Annotated in this window: 17 protein-coding genes and 1 pseudogene; 11 read left to right on the plus strand and 7 right to left on the minus strand. The window is 69.9% G+C overall.

The features are described from left to right. Both OG776_RS01685 and OG776_RS01690 read right to left on the minus strand, forming a co-directional pair. The gene (locus OG776_RS01685) at nucleotides 1-1,101 is read right to left on the minus strand and encodes an ABC transporter substrate-binding protein (protein WP_148014317.1); all 1,101 of its coding nucleotides are present in this window, start codon (nucleotides 1,099-1,101) and stop codon (nucleotides 1-3) included. A 144-nt stretch (nucleotides 1,102-1,245) separates the two neighbouring features. Continuing rightward, nucleotides 1,246-2,259: a LacI family DNA-binding transcriptional regulator gene (locus OG776_RS01690; RefSeq protein ID WP_148014316.1), complete on the minus strand. Its 1,014-nt coding sequence runs from the start codon at nucleotides 2,257-2,259 to the stop codon at nucleotides 1,246-1,248. Between the two features lie 159 nt (nucleotides 2,260-2,418). On the opposite strand from OG776_RS01690, the gene OG776_RS01695 reads away from it, so the two are divergent. Both OG776_RS01695 and OG776_RS01700 read left to right on the plus strand, forming a co-directional pair. Beyond that, nucleotides 2,419-5,022: a PA14 domain-containing protein gene (locus OG776_RS01695; protein WP_329318349.1), complete on the plus strand. Its 2,604-nt coding sequence runs from the start codon at nucleotides 2,419-2,421 to the stop codon at nucleotides 5,020-5,022. A 221-nt stretch (nucleotides 5,023-5,243) separates the two neighbouring features. Next, nucleotides 5,244-5,474, plus strand: a complete 231-nt coding sequence (locus OG776_RS01700) for a DUF6479 family protein (protein WP_329318351.1) — start codon at nucleotides 5,244-5,246, stop codon at nucleotides 5,472-5,474. A 112-nt stretch (nucleotides 5,475-5,586) separates the two neighbouring features. Here the strand turns inward: OG776_RS01700 and OG776_RS01705 are convergent, their stop codons facing one another. Next, nucleotides 5,587-6,609, minus strand: a complete 1,023-nt coding sequence (locus OG776_RS01705; protein ID WP_329318353.1) for a LacI family DNA-binding transcriptional regulator — start codon at nucleotides 6,607-6,609, stop codon at nucleotides 5,587-5,589. Nucleotides 6,610-6,748: 139 nt separating this feature from the next. Here OG776_RS01705 and OG776_RS01710 point away from each other — a divergent pair, with 139 nt between their 5' ends. The 7 genes and pseudogenes from OG776_RS01710 to OG776_RS01740 all read left to right on the plus strand — a co-directional run bounded on the left by OG776_RS01710 (nucleotide 6,749) and on the right by OG776_RS01740 (nucleotide 15,318). Further along, nucleotides 6,749-8,053 carry an ABC transporter substrate-binding protein gene (locus OG776_RS01710; RefSeq protein ID WP_329318354.1) on the plus strand — a complete coding sequence of 435 codons (1,305 nt, stop codon included), beginning with the start codon at nucleotides 6,749-6,751 and terminating at the stop codon, nucleotides 8,051-8,053. A gap of 7 nt (nucleotides 8,054-8,060) precedes the next feature. Continuing rightward, the gene (locus tag OG776_RS01715; RefSeq protein WP_148014313.1) at nucleotides 8,061-9,017 is read left to right on the plus strand and encodes a carbohydrate ABC transporter permease; all 957 of its coding nucleotides are present in this window, start codon (nucleotides 8,061-8,063) and stop codon (nucleotides 9,015-9,017) included. Further along, nucleotides 9,014-9,832 (plus strand): carbohydrate ABC transporter permease, encoded by an 819-nt coding sequence (locus OG776_RS01720; protein WP_148014312.1) that lies wholly within the window; start codon nucleotides 9,014-9,016, stop codon nucleotides 9,830-9,832. The genes OG776_RS01715 and OG776_RS01720 overlap by 4 nt, the downstream gene beginning before the upstream one ends. 85 nt (nucleotides 9,833-9,917) lie before the next feature. Next, nucleotides 9,918-12,209: a glycoside hydrolase family 3 N-terminal domain-containing protein gene (locus OG776_RS01725; RefSeq protein ID WP_443077168.1), complete on the plus strand. Its 2,292-nt coding sequence runs from the start codon at nucleotides 9,918-9,920 to the stop codon at nucleotides 12,207-12,209. Between the two features lie 246 nt (nucleotides 12,210-12,455). Then, a complete protein-coding gene (locus OG776_RS01730) occupies nucleotides 12,456-13,715 on the plus strand; it encodes an AI-2E family transporter (RefSeq protein ID WP_148014310.1) in 1,260 nt (419 codons plus the stop codon). Between the two features lie 16 nt (nucleotides 13,716-13,731). Further along, nucleotides 13,732-13,836 (plus strand): annotated as a pseudogene (locus tag OG776_RS01735) (phosphotransferase); the annotation flags it as partial. A 132-nt stretch (nucleotides 13,837-13,968) separates the two neighbouring features. Beyond that, complete coding sequence (locus tag OG776_RS01740; RefSeq protein ID WP_148014309.1) at nucleotides 13,969-15,318, plus strand: hypothetical protein; 1,350 nt, start codon at nucleotides 13,969-13,971, stop codon at nucleotides 15,316-15,318. A gap of 115 nt (nucleotides 15,319-15,433) precedes the next feature. Here OG776_RS01740 and OG776_RS01745 read toward each other — a convergent pair whose 3' ends face one another. Beyond that, a complete protein-coding gene (locus tag OG776_RS01745) occupies nucleotides 15,434-16,351 on the minus strand; it encodes a hypothetical protein (protein ID WP_148014308.1) in 918 nt (305 codons plus the stop codon). 26 nt (nucleotides 16,352-16,377) lie between these two features. After that, complete coding sequence (locus OG776_RS01750; protein ID WP_261995038.1) at nucleotides 16,378-16,968, minus strand: RNA polymerase sigma factor; 591 nt, start codon at nucleotides 16,966-16,968, stop codon at nucleotides 16,378-16,380. Nucleotides 16,969-17,291: 323 nt separating this feature from the next. Here OG776_RS01750 and OG776_RS01755 point away from each other — a divergent pair, with 323 nt between their 5' ends. After that, nucleotides 17,292-17,597, plus strand: a complete 306-nt coding sequence (locus OG776_RS01755) for a hypothetical protein (RefSeq protein ID WP_148014307.1) — start codon at nucleotides 17,292-17,294, stop codon at nucleotides 17,595-17,597. Between the two features lie 99 nt (nucleotides 17,598-17,696). On the opposite strand, the gene OG776_RS01760 is transcribed toward OG776_RS01755, so the two are convergent. Further along, nucleotides 17,697-18,497: an SDR family NAD(P)-dependent oxidoreductase gene (locus OG776_RS01760; RefSeq protein ID WP_148014306.1), complete on the minus strand. Its 801-nt coding sequence runs from the start codon at nucleotides 18,495-18,497 to the stop codon at nucleotides 17,697-17,699. Between the two features lie 150 nt (nucleotides 18,498-18,647). After that, nucleotides 18,648-18,959, minus strand: a complete 312-nt coding sequence (locus OG776_RS01765) for a hypothetical protein (protein ID WP_187286053.1) — start codon at nucleotides 18,957-18,959, stop codon at nucleotides 18,648-18,650. A 606-nt stretch (nucleotides 18,960-19,565) separates the two neighbouring features. On the opposite strand from OG776_RS01765, the gene OG776_RS01770 reads away from it, so the two are divergent. After that, nucleotides 19,566-21,011, plus strand: coding sequence for an aldehyde dehydrogenase (locus tag OG776_RS01770; RefSeq protein WP_148014493.1), 1,446 nt, complete (start codon nucleotides 19,566-19,568; stop codon nucleotides 21,009-21,011). Nucleotides 21,012-21,105 lie beyond the last annotated feature (94 nt).

A 21,105-nucleotide genomic window follows, 5' to 3' on the forward strand; every position in this document is an offset into this window, starting at 1 on the left:
TCAGTAGGCCTTGCCCAGGTCCGACTTGGCGTTGGCGGTGGTGTACTCGCTGTCCTGGATGACGATGTCCTGGGCGACCTTCTCCCCCTTGGTGAAGGAGTCGAGTGTCTGGAAGGCGAGCGGCCCGAAGCGGGGGTTGGACTCGACGACACCGTCGATCCAGCCGTCGACGATGCCCTGGACGGCGTTGCGGGTCCCGTCGATGGTCACGATCTTCACCGCGCCCGGCTGCTTGCCCGCGCCCTTGAGGGCGTTGACCGCGCCGAGTCCCATCTCGTCGTTCTCGGCGTAGATCCCGGTGATGCCGGGCTTGGACTGGATGAGGTTCTCGGTGACCGACTGGCCCTTCTCCCGGGCGAATTCACCGGTCTGCTTGAAGACGATCTTGAGGCCGGGTGCCTTCTCCTTGACGCGGTCCTCGAAGCCCTTGGTGCGTTCGGTGGTCACGTTGTTGCCCGCGGCGCCGAGCAGGATCGCGATCTCGCCCTTGCCCCCGGTCGCCTCGATCATCCGGTCCGCGGCCCGCTTGCCCTGCTCGACGAAGTCGGAGCCGATGAAGCTCACATAGTCCTTGCAGGCGGCGGCGTTGATCTTACGGTCGATGGTGATGATCGGGATGTGCTTGGCGGAGGCCGAGCGCAAGACCGGCTCCCAGCCGTCCGAGTTGAGCGGTGCGATCACCAGGAGGTCCGCGCCCTTGGCGATGAGGTCCTGGACGTCGCTGATCTGCTTGGAGAACTGCGACTGGGCGTTGGCCGTCAGCAGCTTCACGCCCCGCTGCTTCGCCTCGGCCTTGATCGACGCGGTCTCCGCGATCCGGAAGGGGTTGGCCTCCTTCTCGGACTGGGAGAAGCCGACGGTCGCCGACTTCAGGTCGGTCTTCTTCGCGCCGTAGGCGTCTATGGCACAGGTCGGGCCGGAGCCCGTGGACGGTGAGGCGACGACCTGTCCCCCATCGCCCTGGCTGGTGGAGCTCTTGTCCTTGTCGGCGGAGTCGTCCTCCGACTTCGCGCAGCCGGAGACGAGCGCCAGGCTCGTGATGAGGCCGGTGGCGAGGAGGGTCCTGGCGTAGGTGCGGTGGCGAGGTGCGATCGGCTTCATGGAGTCCCCAAACGGCGCGGCCCCGGCGCTGAGAGCGCTCCCGGGGGGTGATCGGCTCTTGCGGTCAACTCGGTGTACACGTCGTTCCGGGGAGGTTTTTACATCGTTGGAAGGAGGCTGTAAAGCCTTCGGTCCGAAATCTCGTCAGCGCCGCCCCAGCGTGCTCTCGCGCTCCACCAGCCGGAAATCCGCAGTCAGTTCACGTCCACCGGGCTCCGTACGACCCGACAGGCTGCGCAGCAGGGAAGCCACCGCCATCCGCGCGATGGCCTGCTTGTCCGGCGAGATCGTCGTCAGCGTGACGGCACCGAACCGCCCCTCCTCGATGTCGTCGAAGCCGACCACCGCGACATCCCACGGCACCCGCAGCCCACGCTCGTGCAGCACCCGCATCGCACCGATCGCGACCAGGTCGTTGTAGGCGAAGACCGCGTCCGGACGCACACCGGAGTCGAGCAGCCGGGCCATGCCCCGCGCCCCCTCCTCCCGGTCCCAGCCGCCGACCGGCACCACCAGGTCGTCGGGTGCCGGCACGCCGGCCTCCGTCAGTTCCTCGCGCCAGCCGGCCAGTCGCAGATGGGCCGGCCGGTTGGCCGAATCCGTACGGGCCCCGAGATAGGCGATCCGTGAGCGTCCGCGGCTCAGCAGATGGCGTACCGCACTGCGCGCGGCCGCCACGTTGTCGATCGCGATGTGGTCGTAGGGCAGTTCGTACTCCCGCTCGCCGAGCAGGACGAGCGGCACGTCGTCGGTCCGCGAGCGCAGGTCCTCGGCCTCGAGCTCCAGCGGACTGAGGATCAGTCCGTCGATCACATTGGCCCGGAAGCCCTGGCTTACCAGCACCTCCTGCTCCCGATCGCCCCGCGTGTGGTCGAGGAGCACGGTGAACTCGTGCTCGGCGGCCGCGTCGATGACCGCTCCGGCCAGCTCGGCGAAGTACGGGTTGCCGAGCTCGGGAATGGCGAGGGCGATGATGCCCGTACGCCCCTTGCGCAGGCTGCGCGCCGTGAGGTTCGGCCGGTAACCCAGCTCGTCGATCGCCTCCTGGACCCGGGCCCGCATGGCCGGAGTGACGTGCGGATAGTTGTTCACGACGTTCGAAACCGTCTTGATCGAGACGCCGGCGTGCTCCGCGACGTCCTTCAGGCTGACCCGCAAGGGATCTCCTCTCCATCGATGTGCGTCTCTGCCACCTGTACGTTTGTCATGACCCTGGACAGAGACCGGGACCCGTGCTGTGATGCCAACTCCCGTTCCTTCCAACGTTGTACAGACAGAAGCAACGAGCCGCCACCCTTCCTCAGCCAAGGAGGATCCGTGCGCATCAGAAGAATCCGAACTCGAATGGCACTCCTGCTCGTCGCGGTGCTCGGCATGGCGGGACTGTCCGCCGCACCGGCCGCCACCGCCGCCGACGAGCCCGTGGAGGTCCACGGGCTGAAAGGCGAGTACTACACCCAGTCCGCCCCCGGCGCCTTCGACTTCCACGAGCTGAAGGCCACCGGATTCGACACCAACCTCGACTTCGACAACCTGGAGCCGCGACTCGCCTTCGCCACCGGTCAGTCGGACGACGTCAACGTCCGCTGGACCGGCCGGATCGTCCCGGAGAAGACCGGCGCCACCACCTTCTCGATCATCGGCGACAACGGATTCCGGCTGTGGGTCGACGGGCAACTCGCCATCGATCACTGGGTCGACGACTGGGACCGTGAACAGACCTCCCAGCCCGTCGAGCTGACCGCCGGCCGGGCCTACGACATCAAGGTCGAGTACTTCGAGCACTTCGGCGGCTCCAACCTCCATCTGCGCTGGACCCCGCCGGGCGGCACGAAGACGGCCGTCCCGCAGTCGGCGCTCCGGCTGCCCGACGGATATGCCTATGACGGCGCCATCGCAACCACGGTGGAGAGGGACGGCCGTACCCTGCGCCTCGACTTCGCCCAGGCGCTCGCCGCGCCCCCGGCCGGTCTCACCGACCACCTCGAAGCCGTCATCGGCGGCGCCAAGTGGCCCCTGTCCACGGCGAAGCTGGACCCGGCCGACCCGAAGTCGCTGCTCGTCCGGCTGAAGGAACCCGTCGTCGGCAATAAGACCGGCACGGCCCGGGGCACCGCCGACCTGAGCTACGACGGCAAGGGCGGCCTCTCCGGTACGAGCGGCAACGTTGTCAACACCTTCTGGAGCAGCGGCTCCAACCACTCCACCTACCAGCTGCGGACGAAGTGGGCGGACGACGTCGGCCCGCGCAACGCCCACCCCGAGTACCCCCGGCCCCAGCTCACCCGGGACAACTGGCAGAACCTGAACGGGTCCTGGCAGTTCGCCGCGGCCAAGGCGGGCGACCAGCCGCCGGTCGGCAGGAACCTCGCCGAGAAGATCCTCGTGCCCTACCCCGTGGAATCCCAGCTCTCCGGCATCGAACGGCACGAGGACCGCATGTGGTACCGCCGCACCTTCACGGTCCCCAAGGACTGGCGGATCGGCTCCGGCAAGCGGCTGCGGCTCAACTTCGGCGCCGTCGACTGGCGGGCCGAGGTCTACGTCAACGGCACCAAAGTCGCCGAACACCAGGGTGGCTACGACAAGTTCAGCGCCGATGTGACCGCCGCGCTGAAGCCGGGAAGGACTCAGGAGCTGATCGTCGGCGTCTACGACCCGACCGACGCGCAGGGCGGCGAGAACCCGCCGGTGGGCAAGCAGCGTCTCGACCCCAGCGGCATCTGGTACACCCCGTCCTCCGGAATCTGGCAGACGGTGTGGATGGAACCGGTCGCCTCCGACCACGTCGACTCGCTCAAGCTCACGCCCGACGTGAAGAACAGCCGGCTCAGCGTCGAGCCGCAGGGCGTCCGCAGCGGGGTGCCGGTCACCGCCACCGCCTACGCCGGACACAAGAAGGTCGCCACCGTGACCGGCCGCACCGGGCAGCCGCTCACTCTGAAGATCGTCAACCCGCACCTCTGGTCGCCGGACGATCCGTTCCTCTACGACCTGAAGGTCACGGTCGGCGCGGACCGCGTCGGCAGCTACTTCGGGATGCGTTCCATCGCCGTGGAGAAGGTGGACGGGACCCCGCGCACGGTCCTCAACGGCAAGCCGGTCTTCATGATGGCCACCCTCGACCAGGGCTTCTGGCCCGACGGTCTGCACACCGCGCCGACCGACGAAGCCCTGGCGTACGACCTGAAGATGCACAAGCAGATGGGCTTCAACGCGGTCCGCAAGCACATCAAGGTGGAACCCGACCGCTGGTTCTACTGGGCGGACCGGCTCGGCCTGATGGTCTGGCAGGACATGCCCGCCATGACGGCCGGGGTCGATCCGGACGCCGCGTCCCGCGCCGAGTACGAGCGCGAGATGAAGCAGATGATCGACGAGCACATCAGCAGCCCGTCGGTCGTCATGTGGGTGACCTTCAACGAGGGTTGGGGCCAGTACGACGAGGCCCGCATCGCCGACCAGGCCAAGTCCTGGGACCCCACCCGCCTCGTCAACTCCATGTCGGGCATCAACCTCGGCGTGGACGGCGGCACCGGCGACATCATCGACGAGCACGGCTACCCGAGTCCGGCACTGCCGCCCGACCCCGACGGGAAGCGCGCCCTCGTCAGCGGAGAGTACGGCGGTCTCGGCCTCGCGGTGCCCGGTCACGCCTGGTCGGTGCAGCAGTCCTACGTGGACGTCGACCCGGCGACGTACACCGACGACTACCTGGCCCGCCTGGACGAGGTGCACAAGCTCGCCTGCAAGGGCGGCAACGGCGCCGTCTACACCCAGATCTCGGATGTGGAGGGCGAGTTGAACGGGCTGATGACGTACGACCGCAAGGTGGTCAAGCCCGATGTGAAGCGGCTGAAGGCGGCCCACGACGCGCTGATCCACGACGCGTCGCAGCCCACACCGGCAGGCTGCTCCTGACGGCGGGCCGCCCGGCCGGCGCCTCACCGCTTCATCGTAGGCGCCACGTTCCGACCCGCTGACGGGTCATCGGCACGGTCCGCTCCCCCGAGGACGGGGGAGCGGACCGTGCCTCGTCCGTCCCGCCCCGCCACTCGTCCCCCCGCTCGCCGGACGAGCCGCCTCACCGGTTTTCGCGTGCGCCACCGTGAGGGGTGCCGGAGAAGGGGTAGACGGCCGTCATGATCTCCCCCCGTGTCCTCGCAGCCGACAGCTCGTCCTCGCTCCCCCTGATCGTCGCCGGCGTGGTGCTCGCCGCCCTCCTGATCGGCGCGTTCTGGTACGGCAGCCGCCGTACCGCACGCCGCGTGGACCCCGGCGCCCGCCCGGCGGACCAGAACCCGCGAGCGGCGACACGACAGAACTCCTGGCAGACCCCCGACGACGACCCCGACCGCCGCCCGCGGACCTGACCGCCCCTCCCCCGTGCGTCGCACACCGTCGTTCGCCCGGCCTGCGTCCCGGGCGTCCGGGCTCGGGGGCCCGGGCGGTGACGAAGCGCGGTGTGTGCGGACGCCGGCCGGCTCACGCCGTGCCGGGCGGCGCCGTGCTCTGGCGCACCACGAGATGCGTGGCCAGCTCGATGCGCTGGGCGGTCTTGCCGGACTCGTCGCGGTGGAACAGCATGCGTGAGGCCTCCTCGGCCATGTGCCGCAGCGGCTGGTGCACCGTGGTGAGCGGCGGGCTCGACCACTGCGCGAGCGGTACGTCGTCGTAGCCGACCACCGACAGATCCCGCGGTACGTGGAGTCCCTTGACGCGGGCCGCCTCCAGCACGCCGAGCGCCTGGAGGTCGCTGCCCGCGAAGATCGCGGTCGGCCGGTCCGGGCCGTCCAGCAGGCTCATCGCGTGCTCGAAACCGCCCTGCACATGGAAGTCGCCGAAACGGATGAGCCGAGGGTCCACCTCCAGGCCGGCCATGGCCATGGCGGAGCGATAGCCGTCCAGGCGGGCGAGAGAGCACAGCATGTCCTCGGGACCGGTGATGATCGCGACCCGTTCGTGGTCCTGTGCGGTGAGATGCCGGGTGGCGGCGAGGCCGCCGGCCCAGTTCGCCGACCCGACCGACGGCACGTCGGGGTCGGGGTCACCGGCGGGATCGACCACGACGAAGGGGATGGCCGCCGCCCTGAGCTGCCGTTTGACGTCCTGCGGGAGGGTGGAGAAGACCAGGACGACGCCCAACGGCTTTCTCTGCAGGACGCCCGCGAGCCATTCCGGCCCGGGGGTGTGGCGCGTGCCGCTGACGGTGAGGACGACCGTGGCACGGTTGTCCCGCGCCACCTGCTCCACGCCCTTGATCAGTTCCATCGCCCAGATGCTGTCCAACTCGTGGAACACCAGTTCCAGGAGGGCGGGCTGCGACGACGTCCGGGTACGCCGGCGGTAGCCGTGCTCCTCCAGCAGTCGTTCCACCTTGGCCCGGGTCACGCGTGACACATCCGCGCGGCCGTTCAGCACCTTCGAAACTGTCGGCAACGAAACGCCGGCCACTCTCGCCACTTCGGCCAGGGTCACCCTGCCGTTCGCCTCGTCCTCTTCGCTCATGCCTGCAGGATATAGCCACCGGCTCAGACAACGGTCCGAGCAAGTGCCTGCATGACCATTGACCGTGTCTCAGGCCTGACCTAGTGTCCGCAGCGCCAATACTTTCGGTAATGCATTCGAAACTTTCGAAAGGCGAAGGATGAACACACGTGCGCGCATGCCCAGACTGGTGGCCTGCGGTGCGACGCTCGCCCTGGCGCTGAGCCTCTCCGCCTGCGGCGGCGACAACGGCAAGGCGTCGTCGAACGACGGCAAGATCCACGTCCTGGTCTACGGGGACGCCAGCAACAAGGTCGAGAAGCAGATCGTCGACACGTTCAACAAGACGTCCGACGTCAAGGCCGTCCTCGACACCATCCCCGGTGCCGACTATCAGCAGAAGCTCCAAACGATCATCAACACGCCTCAGGCGCCGGACATCTTCTTCAACTGGGGCGGCGGCAGCATCCAGCCGTTCGTCAAGGCCGGCCTGCTGATGCCGCTGGACAGTTTCATCAAGAAGGACCCGAACCTGGAGAAGAGCTTCCTGCCCTCGGTCGTCAAGAGCGCGGTCGTCGACGGGACGTCCTACGGCGTGCCGATGCGCGGCACCCAGCCCGTGCTGCTGTTCCACAACAAGAAGGTCCTCGACGACGCGGGTGTGAAGCCCCCGCAGACGTGGGACGAGCTGCTCGGCGCGGTCAAGAAGCTCAAGGCGAAGGGCGTCACCCCCATCGCCCTCGGTGGCGGCGACAGATGGCCCACACTCATGTGGTTCGAGTACCTCTACGACCGCATCGCCGGCCCGGGCCTGTTCCAGAAGGCCCATGAGGGCGACAAGAAGGCGTGGGAGAGCGCCGACAGCAAGAAGGCCCTGAGCATGATCAGGGAACTCGTGGACGCCGGTGCCTTCGGCAAGAACTACGACTCCGTGAAGTACACCAACGGCGCCTCGCCGGCGCTGCTGGCGTCGGGCAAGGCCGGGTTCGAGCTGATGGGCTCCTGGTACTACGCCCAACAGCAGTCGGACGCCAAGGCGTTCGCGGAGAAGGACCTCGGCTACACGACGTTCCCGACCGTCCCCGAGGGCAAGGGCGACGCGGCGGACGTGGTCGGGAACACCAACAACTTCTACTCGGTGCTGAAGAAGACCAAGCACCCCGAAGCCGTCGGTGAGTTCCTGAAGCTCATGTACTCGGACGAGTTCGTGAAGGCGCAGCTGGCCATCGGCAACCTGCCGACCACGACGAACACCCCGAAGTTCCTCGGCACCTCGGCCGACCCCGACTACTCACGCTTCCAGTACGACCTGGTCGCGAAGGCCCCCGCGTTCCAGCTGTCCTGGGACCAGGCGTACCCGCCGGCGGCGGGCACGCCCATCCAGCAGGCCGTGCAGCAGTTCTTCAACGGCCAGATCGACGCGGACGGCTTCATCCAGGCCATGCAGGCCCTCCCGACCGAGTGAACGGCTCATGACCACACAGATCACGAGCTCTCCGTCCACCGCCAGGTTCCGCAAGGAGGCCTCGCGGTGGCCGGCCGGCTCACACGCCGCAGACGTGGGACGGCCCGGCTTCGGCTGGGCTCTGCCCGCCACCCTCTTCTTCGCCCTGTTCGCCCTCGTTCCGCTGGTCATGGTCGCGGTGCTGTCCTTCATGAGCTGGAACGGGCTCGGCTCCCCCCAGTTCGTGGGCATGGACAACTGGTCACGTCTGGTGGACGACCCCGTGATGCTCAAGAGCATCTGGACGACCCTGCTCCTCACCGCGCTGGGCATCGTCATACAGACGCCGCTCAGCATCGTCCTCGGGACCTGGGCCGCCGGCCACCAGCGCAATCGCGCCGTCCTGTCGGCCGTCTACTTCGTTCCGCTGCTGCTGTCGGCCACCGCGGTCTCCGTACTGTGGCGGGCCCTTCTCGACCCCAACTTCGGCATCCCCGCGGACGCCACCTGGCTGTTCGGGGACGGCAACCTGTTCGGCAAGCAGACCACCGCCATCGGGGTGCTGGCCTTCGTCAGCACCTGGCAGTTCACTCCCTTCCACACCCTGATCTACCAGGGTGCCGCCAGGGCCGTCCCACAGGTGCTCTACCAGGCCGCGGAGATCGACGGAGCGGGCCGCTACCGGCAGTTCTTCCACATCACGCTGCCTCAACTGCGCAACTCGATGATCACCTCGATGATCCTCATGACGGTCGGCGGGCTGACCACCTTCGAAACGGTCCTCATCCTCACGCAGGGAGGACCGGGGACCGACACCACCATCAGCGCCTACTACATGTACGAAAAGGCCTTCAAGAGCTTCGATTTCGGCACCGGCTCCGCCATCGCCCTCACCCTGGTGGTCGCCTCCACGGTCATCTCGCTCATCGTCGTGCGGGTGTCCGGCTACGACAAGATGCGCAGCTCCATGGAGGGGGTGGCATGAGGCGCCGTCCCAACTACCTGGCCGGCGTCGGCTCCACCGTCTGGCTGTTCGTGGTGGGTCTGCCCCTGTACGTGATGCTCGCCGCGACACTGCGGACCCGCGGTGACTATGCCGCGAACGGCCCGGTGTCCGTGCCGGACACCTTCACTCTCGACAACTACTTCGGCGCCTTCGACGCCGACTTCGGTCAGTACTTCCTCAACACGGTCGCCGTCACGGCAGCCGTGGTCGCCCTGGTACTGGTCCTGGTCCCGCCGCTCTCCTTCGCCATCGTGCGCAGCCGCAGCAGGGTGACCTCACTGGTCTTCCGCCTGTTTCTGCTGGGGCTCGCCATTCCGGCGCAGGCGGTGATCGTGCCGATGTTCTACCTGATCAGCGAGGCGGGGCTCTATGACAACCTGCTCGGCGTCATCCTGCCGACGGCCGCGTTCTGCCTGCCGATGTCGGCGCTGATCCTCAGCGGTGCGATGCGTGACATCTCCCCCGAGCTGTTCGAGGCCATGGCCGTGGACGGCGCGACTCCGCGCCGCATGTTCTTCCAACTGGTCGTACCGCTCTCGCGCGGCGGCCTGTCCACGATCACGGTCTTCTCCGCGCTCCAGGCATGGAACGGCTTCCTGTTCCCGCTCGTGCTGACCCAGTCCGACTCCACCAAGGTGATCACGCTGGGTCTGTACAACTTCCAGACCGAACACGGCATCGACATTCCCGGCCTGCTGGGCGCCGTCATGCTGTCCATGATCCCTGTTCTGCTCGTTTACCTGTTCGCCCGTCGCGCCCTGGTCCAGGGCCTGATGGGCGTCGGAGGAAAGTGATCGCCACGTGGCCGTAGAGACCACCCCCGCAGCCCCTCTCTGGAACGATCCGAACCGGCCCCTCACCGCCAGAGTCACGGCTCTCATGGCGGCGATGACCCTGGAGGAGAAGACCGCCCAACTCCACGGCGTGTGGGTCGGCGCCTCCGACCAGGGAGGAGAAGTGGCCCCCCATCAGCACGACATGGAGGAGGCGGTCGACCTCGACGCGCTGATGCCCACCGGGCTGGGGCAGCTGACCAGGCCGTTCGGCACCGTACCCGTCGACCCCGCGCTCGGGGCCCTCTCCCTGCACCGCACCCAGGCACGCATCGTCTCCGCCAACCGGTTCGGCGTCCCGGCTCTCGCGCACGAGGAGTGTCTGGCCGGCTTCGCCGCCTGGGGGGCGACCGCCTACCCGGTTCCGCTGTCCTGGGGTGCCACGTTCGACCCCGGGATCGTGCGCCGGATGGCCGCCGCCATCGGCCGGGACATGCGGTCGGTCGGTGTCCACCAGGGACTCGCACCGGTCCTCGACGTGGTGCGCGACGCCCGCTGGGGCCGTGTCGAGGAGACGATCGGCGAGGACCCCTATCTGGTCGGAACCATCGGCACCGCCTACGTCCAGGGGCTGGAGTCGGCGGGAGTCGTCGCCACCCTCAAGCACTTCGTCGGATACTCCGCCTCCCGTGCGGGACGCAACCTCGCCCCCGCAGGGATCGGCGTCCGCGAGCGGGCCGACGTCCTGCTGCCCCCGTTCGAGATGGCCGTGCGCGAAGGCGGCGCCCGCTCGGTGATGCACGCCTACAACGACACCGACGGGGTCCCCGCCGCCGCCGACAGGCGGTTGCTCACGGAACTCCTGCGTGACACATGGGAGTTCGAGGGCACCGTGGTGGCCGACTACTTCGGCGTCGCCTTCCTCAAGACGCTGCACGGCGTCGCGGCCGACTGGGCCGGAGCCGCGCACACCGCCCTGGCCGCCGGCGTCGACGTGGAACTGCCCACCGTCAAGACCTTCGGCGAACCGCTCGTCCAGGCGGTCAAGGACGGCCGCATCCCGGAAGCACTGATCGACGTAGCCCTGCGCCGAGTTCTCCTCCAGAAGGCCCAACTCGGCATGCTGGACCCTGATTGGGACCCGGTGCCGGCCGCTCTGCGCGGCGTCGACCTCGACGACCCGGAATCGCTGCGCGGCAAGGTCGACCTGGACCCCCCTGCCAACCGTGAACTGGCCCGCGAGATCGCCGAGAAGGCCGTAGTCCTCCTCAGCAATGACGGTGCACTGCCCCTCACCGAACCCCGCCGTATCGCGCTGATCGGTCCCAACGCGGGCGAGGCCACCGCCGTGCTCGGCTGCTACTCCTTCCCCCTGCACGTCGGCGTCCGTCACCCGGACATCCCCCTCGGCATCGACCTGCCAACCCTCCACGACACCCTCGCCGCCGAGTTCCCGCAGGCGGACATCACCGTCCTCCGTGGCACGGGCATCGACGACGGAGACCTCTCCGGGATCGACGAGGCGGTGGAGGCGGCCCGGACCGCCGACATCGTCATCGTCGTCCTCGGCGACCGCGCGGGCCTCTTCGGCCGCGGCACCAGCGGTGAGGGCTGCGACGCGGAATCGCTCACGCTCCCCGGTGCCCAGCAGGAGCTACTCGACGCCCTGCTCGACTCCGGCCGGCCCGTGGTCACCGTCCTGCTCGCGGGCCGGCCCTACGCTCTCGGCCGGGCCGTGGACGAGTCCGCGGCGATCGTGCAGTCCTTCTTCCCCGGGGCGGAAGGCACCCACGCGATCGCCGGGATACTCAGCGGTCGCGTCAATCCCTCAGGGCGCCTGCCCGTCAGCGTGCCCCGGCGACCCGGCGCCCAGCCGACCACGTACCTCGGTGCCCGACTGGCCCAGGCCAGCGATGTCTCCAACATCGATCCGACCCCCGCGTTCGGCTTCGGCCACGGCCTGAGCTACACCACATTCGCCTGGAGCGATCTCACCGTGGAGACACGGCAGGCGTCGGCGGAGGGCGAGTTCACCCTCGCCTTCACGCTCCGCAACACCGGCGAGCGGTCCGGTACCGAAGTCGTCCAGCTCTATCTCCACGATCCGGTGGCCTCCGTCGTCCAGCCGGTGCAGCGCCTTGTCGGCTACACCCGGGTCCCGCTGGCGCCGGGCGAGGCCCGCCGCCTCCATGTGACCGTTCCCGCGGACGTCGCCTCGTTCACCGGTCGTGACGGCCGCCGCGTCATCGAACCGGGCGAACTGGATCTCCGTCTGGGGTCGTCGAGCACCGCCGCCCGACTGGGCACGACGGTCACCCTCACCGGCCCCGGTCGTGAGGTGGACGGACCCCGTCGCTTCCACGCGACCTTCGTCCAGGAGGCTACTCAGGAAGGGTGACCGGGCACCTTCCGGACGTCTTCCGGCACCGACCGTCGGACAGGCACGGCAGACGGCACCTCGTACCGCCGTGAGCGCCTGCCCGAGGAGGATCCGAGCCGGACGCGTCCCGGGCGACGCCGTCCACGACCGGCCGCGACGCGCGGACCCGGTCTCCGGACCGGCGTCGCCCGGACGGGAGTCCCCCGGGACGGCTGATCGACCGGAACGGGGGCACTAGGCCGGGGATGCGGAGGGAGGTTCCGGATGCCCCGGTTCCACGGTTGGCGCGATCGCGTGCGGAACGGCGCGGCCAGATTCGGTGAACGGCGTGAGCGGGCCCGGGCGGCTCGTGCCGCCGCGGATCGCGAGACGGAGCCGGACCCGGCGCGGCCCACGGAGGTCCGCCGGGACCGCCCGCGCACCCCGGACCCTGCCGCCGCGGTCCCCTGGGGTCTACGGGTGGCGGCGGAGACGGGCTGGCGGTTCCTGGTCCTGGCCGCGGCGGTGTGGGTGCTCATGCGAGTGATCGGTTCCGTACGACTGGTCGTCCTCGCCTTCGTCGTCGCACTGCTGATCACCGCGCTGCTCGAACCGACCGTCGCCCGGCTGCACCGCGCCGGGCTGTCCCGGGGGCTGGCCACCGCGGTCACCGCGCTCTGCGGGTTCCTCGTGCTGGGGCTGGTCGCCTGGTTCGTCGTATGGCAGGTGCTCGCCAACGTCGACACCCTGTCCGGCCGCCTCCAGGACGGAGTCGAGCAGCTCAAGCAGTGGCTGCTCCAGAGCCCGTTCCACGTGACCGAGCAGCAGATCAACGATGTCGCCAAGAACCTGAGCGACGCGATCGGCACCAGTACGAGCCAGATCACCTCCGCGGGCATCCAGGGGGTCACCGTGCTGGTCGAGGTCCTCACCGGCATGCTGCTCACGATGTTCTCCACCCTGTTCCTGCTCTACGACGGCAGGCGCATCTGGGAGTGGACACTGAAGCTGGTTCCGGCCGAGGCCCGGCCGGGCGTGGCCTCGGCCGGCCCGCGTGCCTGGCGGACGCTCACCGCGTACGCGCGCGGGACGATGCTCGTCGCGTTCATCGACGCTCTCTTCATCGGGCTGGGCATCTACTTCCTCGGCGTGCCGCTCGCCGTTCCCCTCGGGGTGGTGATCTTCCTCTGCTCGTTCGTGCCGCTGGTCGGTGCGGTGGCCTCCGGCGCGGTCGCGGTCGTGGTCGCCCTGGTCACGCAGGGCGTGTTCACCGCGCTCATGGTCCTGTTGGTGGTGCTCCTGGTGCAGCAGATCGAGGGGCACGTCCTGCAGCCGTTCATCCTCGGGCAGGCCGTGCGGGTGCACCCGCTGGCCGTCGTCCTGGGCGTCGCCACCGGGGGCCTGGTCGCGGGGATCGGCGGCGCCGTGGTCGCCGTACCGCTGATCGCCGTGGTCAACACCGTGGTCGGACATCTTCACGCGCGGACCGGCGAGGGCGAAGAGGTTCAGGCGGCGACGGCCGTTCCCGGTACCGCCGGTGAGTAGGCGCTCCGGACGTCACCGCATAGCGGCGTTCCGCGGCACCTTCGCCCCGCAGCAAACCCTCCACCCCGTCCGCGACGGCGACGAAGAGGCGTGCGCGGACGGTCTGGTCGACTACCGGTGATACACGTCGCCGCCGCATCCCTCTCGACGAGAGGCCGACGTCGACGGAGACCGTGCCGGAACACGCGGTCACGGAACGTCCGGTCGCTGGGTACGAACCCCCCTGCTCCCGGGCGTCCAGCAAGATGGGCGCATGAGTGAACTGCGCGGTGACCTCGACCGGTTGAGCGGCGACGAGAGACTGGTACCCGAGTGGCTCGGCGGGCTGGCGGTCAATCCGGCGCTGCCCGCGTCGGTGCTGGCCCGTCTGCTGACCGTGGAGCGACTGCCCGCGTACTCGTCCTCCTGGCTCGCGGCACGCCGTCTCGACCGGGAGAGCACGGCCCTGCTGGTGGCCTCGCCGCGGGTCGACCACCGCCTCACGGCACTGGAGAACTCGACCGCCGACGTCGACGTACTGGCCCGCCTTGCCCGTGATCCCGAACCACGGGTCCGTCGCGTGTACGCGGCGATCGCGGGCGACTTCGGCCGACGCATACCCGACGGGGTCCCCGAGATCTGGGCCGCCGACAGCGAGGCGCAGGTCCGGCGCCTGGCCATGCAGTGGGACGTGCCCATCGGCCTGCGGGCACGACTCGCCGAGGACGAAGACGCCTCGGTGCGGGCCGCGGCGCTCACCCCGGAGGTGTGGCCGCGGCTCTCCCCCGCCGTGCGCGACGCCCTGCTCGGCGACTCCGAGCCCCGGGTCCAGGACGCCCTGGCCAGGATGTTCCCACCCGCGCCGACGCCCCGGCCCGAGCCCGGGGTCCGGGTCGCGGACCCCGACCCCTTCGTACGCGGCAGGGCGGCCCAGGATCCGGAAGTACCGACCGTTCTGGCCCTGCGACTCGCCGACGATCCCGACGACTCCGTGCGGCTGTCCCTCTCGATGCGCGAGGACCTCACGGAGGAACAGCGCGCGGCCATCGCGTACGTCGTGCCGAACGGCTACCACACGCCGCCGCGTTGGATCGTGGAAGGCGGCCACCTGCCGGACGTCGCCCGGCGGGCCGCGGCTTCCGGTCACGTCCTGCTCCGGCGGAGCATCGCCATGCAGCGGCACCTGCCCGCCGACGTGGTGGACCGTCTCGCCGAGGACGAGGACTTCTTCGTCAGACTCACCCTCTGCGAGTCCTGCGAGGACGCCCCGCACGCGCTCGTGGTCGACATGTACGCGCACTGGCACGGCCTCAAGTGGACCTTCCTGCGTACCCACCCGAACTTCGCGCGGCCCGGACTCGCCAGGTTCGTCGACCACCCCAATCCGCGGCTGCGCCATGCCGCCCTGGACGACCCCGAAGGCGGCCCCGACCTTGTGCTGCGGCTGATCGGCGATCCTGACGTCGGCTGCTGGGCACTGCGGGATCCCAGGCTCCCCGCCGAGGAACTGCGTCGACGCCTCGGCGTCCCCGGCTCCGCACTGAACGCCGCGGCCAACCCCACCCTGCCGACGGCGACCATGCACCGTCTCCTCGATCTCTCCGGAGTGACCGTCGTCGGATGAACCCACCGAACCCCCGTATCAGCGCCACCGGTCGTGACGCCCGGCCACGGCACCTCACCTGAGGGCGCTGCCCAGAGGCGCACGGTCCCGTCGGGGACCGTGCGCCTCTCCCCCGTCAGCCGATCCTGTCGGTCAGGCCCGCGAACAGGTACGTCGCCCGGCGTTGGTCCTTCTCACTCCGCCACGGCTCGCTGAGTTCCAGGAGCGTGCTGGTCCTCGGGTCGATGATCACCTTGGTGATGCCGACGCCTCCGTGAAAGACCAGTTCCGTGCCGGTGCGCCCGGCATGGTCCTTGACAACGCCGCCGACGCTCACGCCCTTCAGCCTGCCCAGCGCCTTGAACAGCCCACTGCGCAGTTCGGGACGGGCGGGGGCGTTGGCGAGCAGGGTGGTCGCCTGCACGAAGCCGAGCGTGGCCGCGTCCTCGTCCCCTTCCGCGGAAGCCTTCGTCGTGCTCTCGATCAGCCGGAGCAGCGACGCGGGGTCGGTGGTCAGCCGGTCCAGACCGCTCCAGTCGACGTTCTTCGAGCCCAGTCGCCAGCCGGGGAAGTGTCCCTTGCGGACGGCCTTGCCGTCGAAGGTCCTGCCGGGGACCAGGTAGGTCGATTCCATGGACCGCGAGATGTACTCGTAGGCGTTGAAGGGCGCGGTGTGGATTTTCCAGTACGCGCCCGCACCGGTGGAGCGGGCGGCGGCGACCTCGGCGACGTCGTCCAGGAAGACCGACGCGGGACGCGCCCGCGTCCCGGGCCGGGCCGGGGCCGTTCCCATGGTCGCGCCCGTCACGGCGATGCCGGCCGCGACCGCGACGGCGGCCAGCAGCGCGACGACGCGGCGGCGCCCACGGAACGGCGTCAGCACCGCGTCCGCGGTCGCTGTCCGTCGCGGGGCCCGCCCCGACTCCTCCCTGGCGGCCTCCTCGACCGCCGCCAGGGCTCGGGCCAGCGTCGCCGCCGACGGGGGCTCGACGCGTCCCGCCGCCTGGAGCGCCTCGGCGCCCGGGAAGTCCAGCAACGCCTGTCGCTCTGTCATGCGCGTCTCCTCCACGTCATGTGTGCTCATGTCAGGTCCCCCGTCACGGCCAGGTTCCGTCCCGCGGAACGGACCGGCGCGAGCCGCTCGCGCAATCTGCCCCGGGCCCGGTGCAGCCGTGACCGGGCCGTACCCGCCGGGACGCCGACGGCGGCCGCCGCCTCGGCGGGCGTCAGCTGCTCCCAACTGACGAGGAGGATCACCTCCCGCTCCTCCGGGGGCAGTTCCGCCAGCGCGCGGCGCAGGGCGGGCGCCAGCGCCGCCGCGTCCAGCCGCTGGTCCACCGCCTGCCACGGGTCGGTGATCTGTGCCCCCGGCAGGGCCTCCGCCCGCGCGGTCCGTCGCGCATGGCCCGCGAGGACGTTGCGGGCGACTCCGAACAGCCAGCCTCGCGCGGATCCGCGCGAGGCGTCGAAGGTGCGTCGCGCCGCGAACGCCTGCAGCCACACCTCGGCCAGCAGATCGTCCGCCGCACCCGGCATCCGACGTGCGAAGTAGCCGTGCAGGGCCGCCGAGTACTTCTCGACCAGCGGCGCGAACGCGGCGGGGTCGTCGGCGGCCGAGGTCAACTGGGCGTCACCGTCGCGGTCGCCGTGCTCGTCCTGTTCCGATTCCACGGAATCTCCGTCTCCGACCGTCGGACGACGGTCTCACCCCGTACTTGTCACCCGGCGCCCGTCGCGTTCGCGGCCCGTCCCGTCCCGTCTCGAACAGCGTCGACAACGATTCCACGGCCGCTCACGGCGGCCCGTGCCGTCACGTGGACCGCCGGGGCCGGCGCGGGTCCGCTGCGCCGAGTTGTCCGGACCTGCCGGCACGGACGAGCTGGGCGTGGCGAAGTACCCAGGTGAGGGGAGACGTTCGGCCCCTTCCGTGGCCGCGGCTGCCGGCCACGCCGATATCCTCTCCGGAAACCGATCCGACGAAGGGCGAGGACCCAGTGATCCGTGACCTGTACAACGTCCGGGTACAGCCCGAGGAAGGCGGCTGCACGCCGCTGACCGAGGAGGAGGAACGGCGGGCGCGGGCGGTGTTGTTCAGCGATCTCGGCCATGTCATCGCCGAACGGGGCTGGGTCCGGTTCCCCGCTCACTCACCGGAGGAACGTCGCCGACTGGTCGATGTCGCCCGACGCCTCAGTGCTCATTGGGGGCAGCGGGTGTTCGTCGAAGCCGAGGACCAGTGCGCCATGAAACTCCATCTGGCCGGGCACGGTACGCAGCCCGCAGGTCCCCCGTTGCCGTAGCGGGAGACGGTCGCCCGTGCGGCACGCGCGCCTCGGCGTCCCAAGACGCCTTGCGGCCCCGGGAGTCGGAGCCGCACGCGCGCCGCCACGGGACAGCCCTCAGAACGCCGAGCGGATGAGCCCACCGTCGACGCGGATCGTCGCTCCGCTGATGTACTGGGCGTACTCGCTGCACAGGTAGGCGACCGCCGCCGCGATCTCGACCGGTTCGCCGAACCGCTCCTGGTCGTTGGGGATCAGGGCGTCGACGGCGTTGGGCTGGATCTCCTCCCACGTGCGGCCCCACCCGCGGGCGGGTCCGATCCCGGTGACCAGTTCCTTCGTCGCCTCGACGAGGATCGCGCCGGGCGACACGACGTTCGAGGTGACACCGCTGCCCTTGAGCTCCCTGGCCAGGGACACCGCCAGGTTGTGCCGTGCGGCCAGCGTGGCGTTGTACTGCGGGTGGGTGTTCATCGGCTGCGAGGCGAGACCGCCGCCGATCGTGACGACCCGGCCCCAGCCGCGCTCACGCATCGCCGGGACCAGGTGCTGGATCAGCCTGACACCCGAGACGACGTTGACGTTGTACGTGTCGAGCCATTCCTCGGGGGTGGCCTGCGCCCACGAAAGGTGCCGGTAGAAGCCGGCGTTGTTGACGAGGATGTCGACGGGCCCGCCCTCCGTGGCGGCGCGGGCGACTTCGGCGGCGGTCCGGTCATCGGCGAGGTCACCCACCACGGTGGTGGCGATCCCGCCCGCCTCGCGGATGTCCTGCGCGACCGCCTCGGTACGCGCCTTGTCCCGGCCGTGCACCACGACGGCCGCGCCTTCGGCCGCCAGCAGCTTCGCGGCGGCCTCGCCGAGTCCCGAGCTGGAACCCGTGACGAGGGCCCGCCTGCCGGTCAGATCGAGGTCCATGTCCTAGCCTCTCTGGGCATTCAGATGTCGTAAACACGCAGGTAGCACGCCTTACGAGAAAGTCTACACCTGTATACTTAGCTCGATCGGCCCGCACCTGGCGCGAGGCCCCTCCCGACCGGCTTCGGGGTCGTGGCGTCGACGGAGGGGTCAGGCGTCGGTCCAGGACCGTGCGTCACGCGATCCGCGCACGCGCTGGAAATGCGGGTCCGGGAAGTGGGCCGTCCCCACCGCGACGCCGTGCTCCGCCAGCCGGGCGAGAAGTTCCTCACGCGCCCTCAGCGCCTGGGCCGCGTCGCTGTCGAAGAGGGACGAGATCCCGGTGTCGTTGAGCCGGAGCGGGTGGTGCACGGCGTCTGCCAGCAGACAGGCCTCCTGGCCCCCGGCCGTGATCCGCACCACGTAGTGGCCGGGCGTGTGACCGGGCGCGTGGTGGGCGACGACTCCGGGGGCTGCCCGCACGGTGGGACCGTCGACGGGCCGCAGGACCCCCGCGGCCCCTGGCACCCTCCAACACGATCCGGGCAGGGTCTCGATCTCCTCACGAGCCGGGCCGCGGCACCGCCACCCCATCCGTCCGACCGCCACACCCGGGGCGGGGCCGGTGGCCCCGCCCACCCCGCGGAGTGGGGCGACAGCCGACGAGCAGGCGACTTGACCGGCGACCGCGCGTCGGCACGGGACAGGGTGACATGCGGGCCCGCACCTCAGCACGAGCCGGCACTGACACGCCGCGCCCGCGCGGATGAGCGCCCGCGGGGCCGGCCCACCTCACCTCCCTCGCGCCACCACGCCACGCCTCGCGGGCAGGACGTACGTCGGTCGGCCTCGCCCTCCATCTCGATGCGCACGCCCGGCGTCGACCCGTCGACCCGTCGACCCGGAGCCTGCGCTCACCGATGGTCGCCACGGCCCGAACCTCACACACCGCGTGCACTATCGCGACCAAGAGTAACACCGACGTGTCATAACTCCCTCCATAGAGACACACTTGCGCCTGGATTCACTTTGCTAACTGCTACAGTCTAGATGCACTTACACTTCACCCATGACTCGAAGGATCCCGACGTGATCACCTACGACCGACTCTTCATAGGCGGCACCTGGACCGAGCCCAGCAGCGCCGATCTGCTCGACATCCGCTCCCCGCACGACCAGTCGCTCGTCGCTCGCGCTGCGCAGGCACAGCCCGCCGACGTCGACCGCGCGGTCGCGGCCGCCCGCGCCGCCTTCGACAGCGGAGTGTGGAGCGGCACCGGCCCGGCGGAGCGGCTGGCGGTCCTGCGCCGGTTCAACGAGCTCCGTGAGCAGAACGCCGAGAAGATCGCGTCGCTCATCACCGCGGAGAACGGCTCGGCCGGCTGGTTCACCCTCGCCGGGCAGGGCGGCCTGACACGACAGGCCAACGCCTACTTCAAGGCCGCCGAGGAGTTCGACTGGGAGACCACCCTCACCCCGTCCGACCCCGCCAACCCGTTCCGCAGCATCGTCCGCCGTGAGGCCATCGGGGTGGTCGCCGCCGTGATCCCCTGGAACTCACCGTTCTCCTCCGCGACGGCCAAGATCATCCCCGCGCTGCTCGCCGGAAACACCGTGGTCCTCAAGGTCTCGCCGGAGAACTCGCTCAGCATGGGGTTCCTCGCCGAACTGCTGGAGCGGACCGGCCTGCCCGAGGGTGTCGTCAGCGTGCTTCCCGCCGACCGCGAGACGAGTCAGTACCTGATCTCGCACCCGGACGTCGACAAGATCGCCTTCACCGGTTCCACCGGCGCCGGCCGCGCGATCGCGTCCATCGCGGGCCGCCAGCTCAAGCGTGTCAGCCTGGAACTCGGCGGCAAGTCCGCCGCGTTGATCCTCCCGGACGCCGACATCCAGAAGTCCGTGGAGGGGCTGAAGTTCGGCTCCCTGCTGAACAACGGAGAGGCGTGCATCGCCCAGACCCGTGTGCTCGCCCCCCGCTCGCGCTACGAGGAGGTCGTCGAGGCGCTGAAGGAGCTGGTCGGTTCCCTCAAGGTGGGTGACCCCCTCGAACAGGACACCTTCATCGGCCCGATGATCCGCCACGACCAGCAGCAGCGCGTCATCGACTACATCAAGATCGGCATCGACGAGGGTGCCCGCCTGGTCGTGGGCGGTCCTCAGGTCCCGGAGGGTCTGGAGTCCGGCAACTACGTCACACCGACCGTCTTCGCCGACGTCGACAACTCCATGCGCATCGCGCAGGAGGAGGTCTTCGGCCCGGTCCTGGTCGTGATCGCGTACGAGGACGAGGACGACGCCGTCCGCATCGCCAACGAGTCCGAGTACGGCCTGTCCGGTGGCGTCTGGTCCGCCGACCCCGAGCACGCCCTCGCCGTCGCCCGCCGCCTGCGGACGGGCACCGTCACCGTCAACGGCGCTCCCATCGGCTTCGACGGCCCCTTCGGCGGCTTCAAGAACAGCGGCCTCGGCCGCGAGTACGGAGCCGTCGGCCTCGGCACCTACACCGAGTACAAGACCGTCACCACCGCCTGAGCCGGTCCCGGAGCCCTCGGAAGTAGGGCGCCGACCGTCCCCTCCCCGTGATCTCCCCCGCCACGCGCATCCGGAAGGCGGCCCGCGAGAAGGC

Source organism: Streptomyces sp. NBC_01689, assembly GCF_036250675.1.
In the GTDB taxonomy this organism is placed as follows: Bacteria; Actinomycetota; Actinomycetes; order Streptomycetales; family Streptomycetaceae; genus Streptomyces.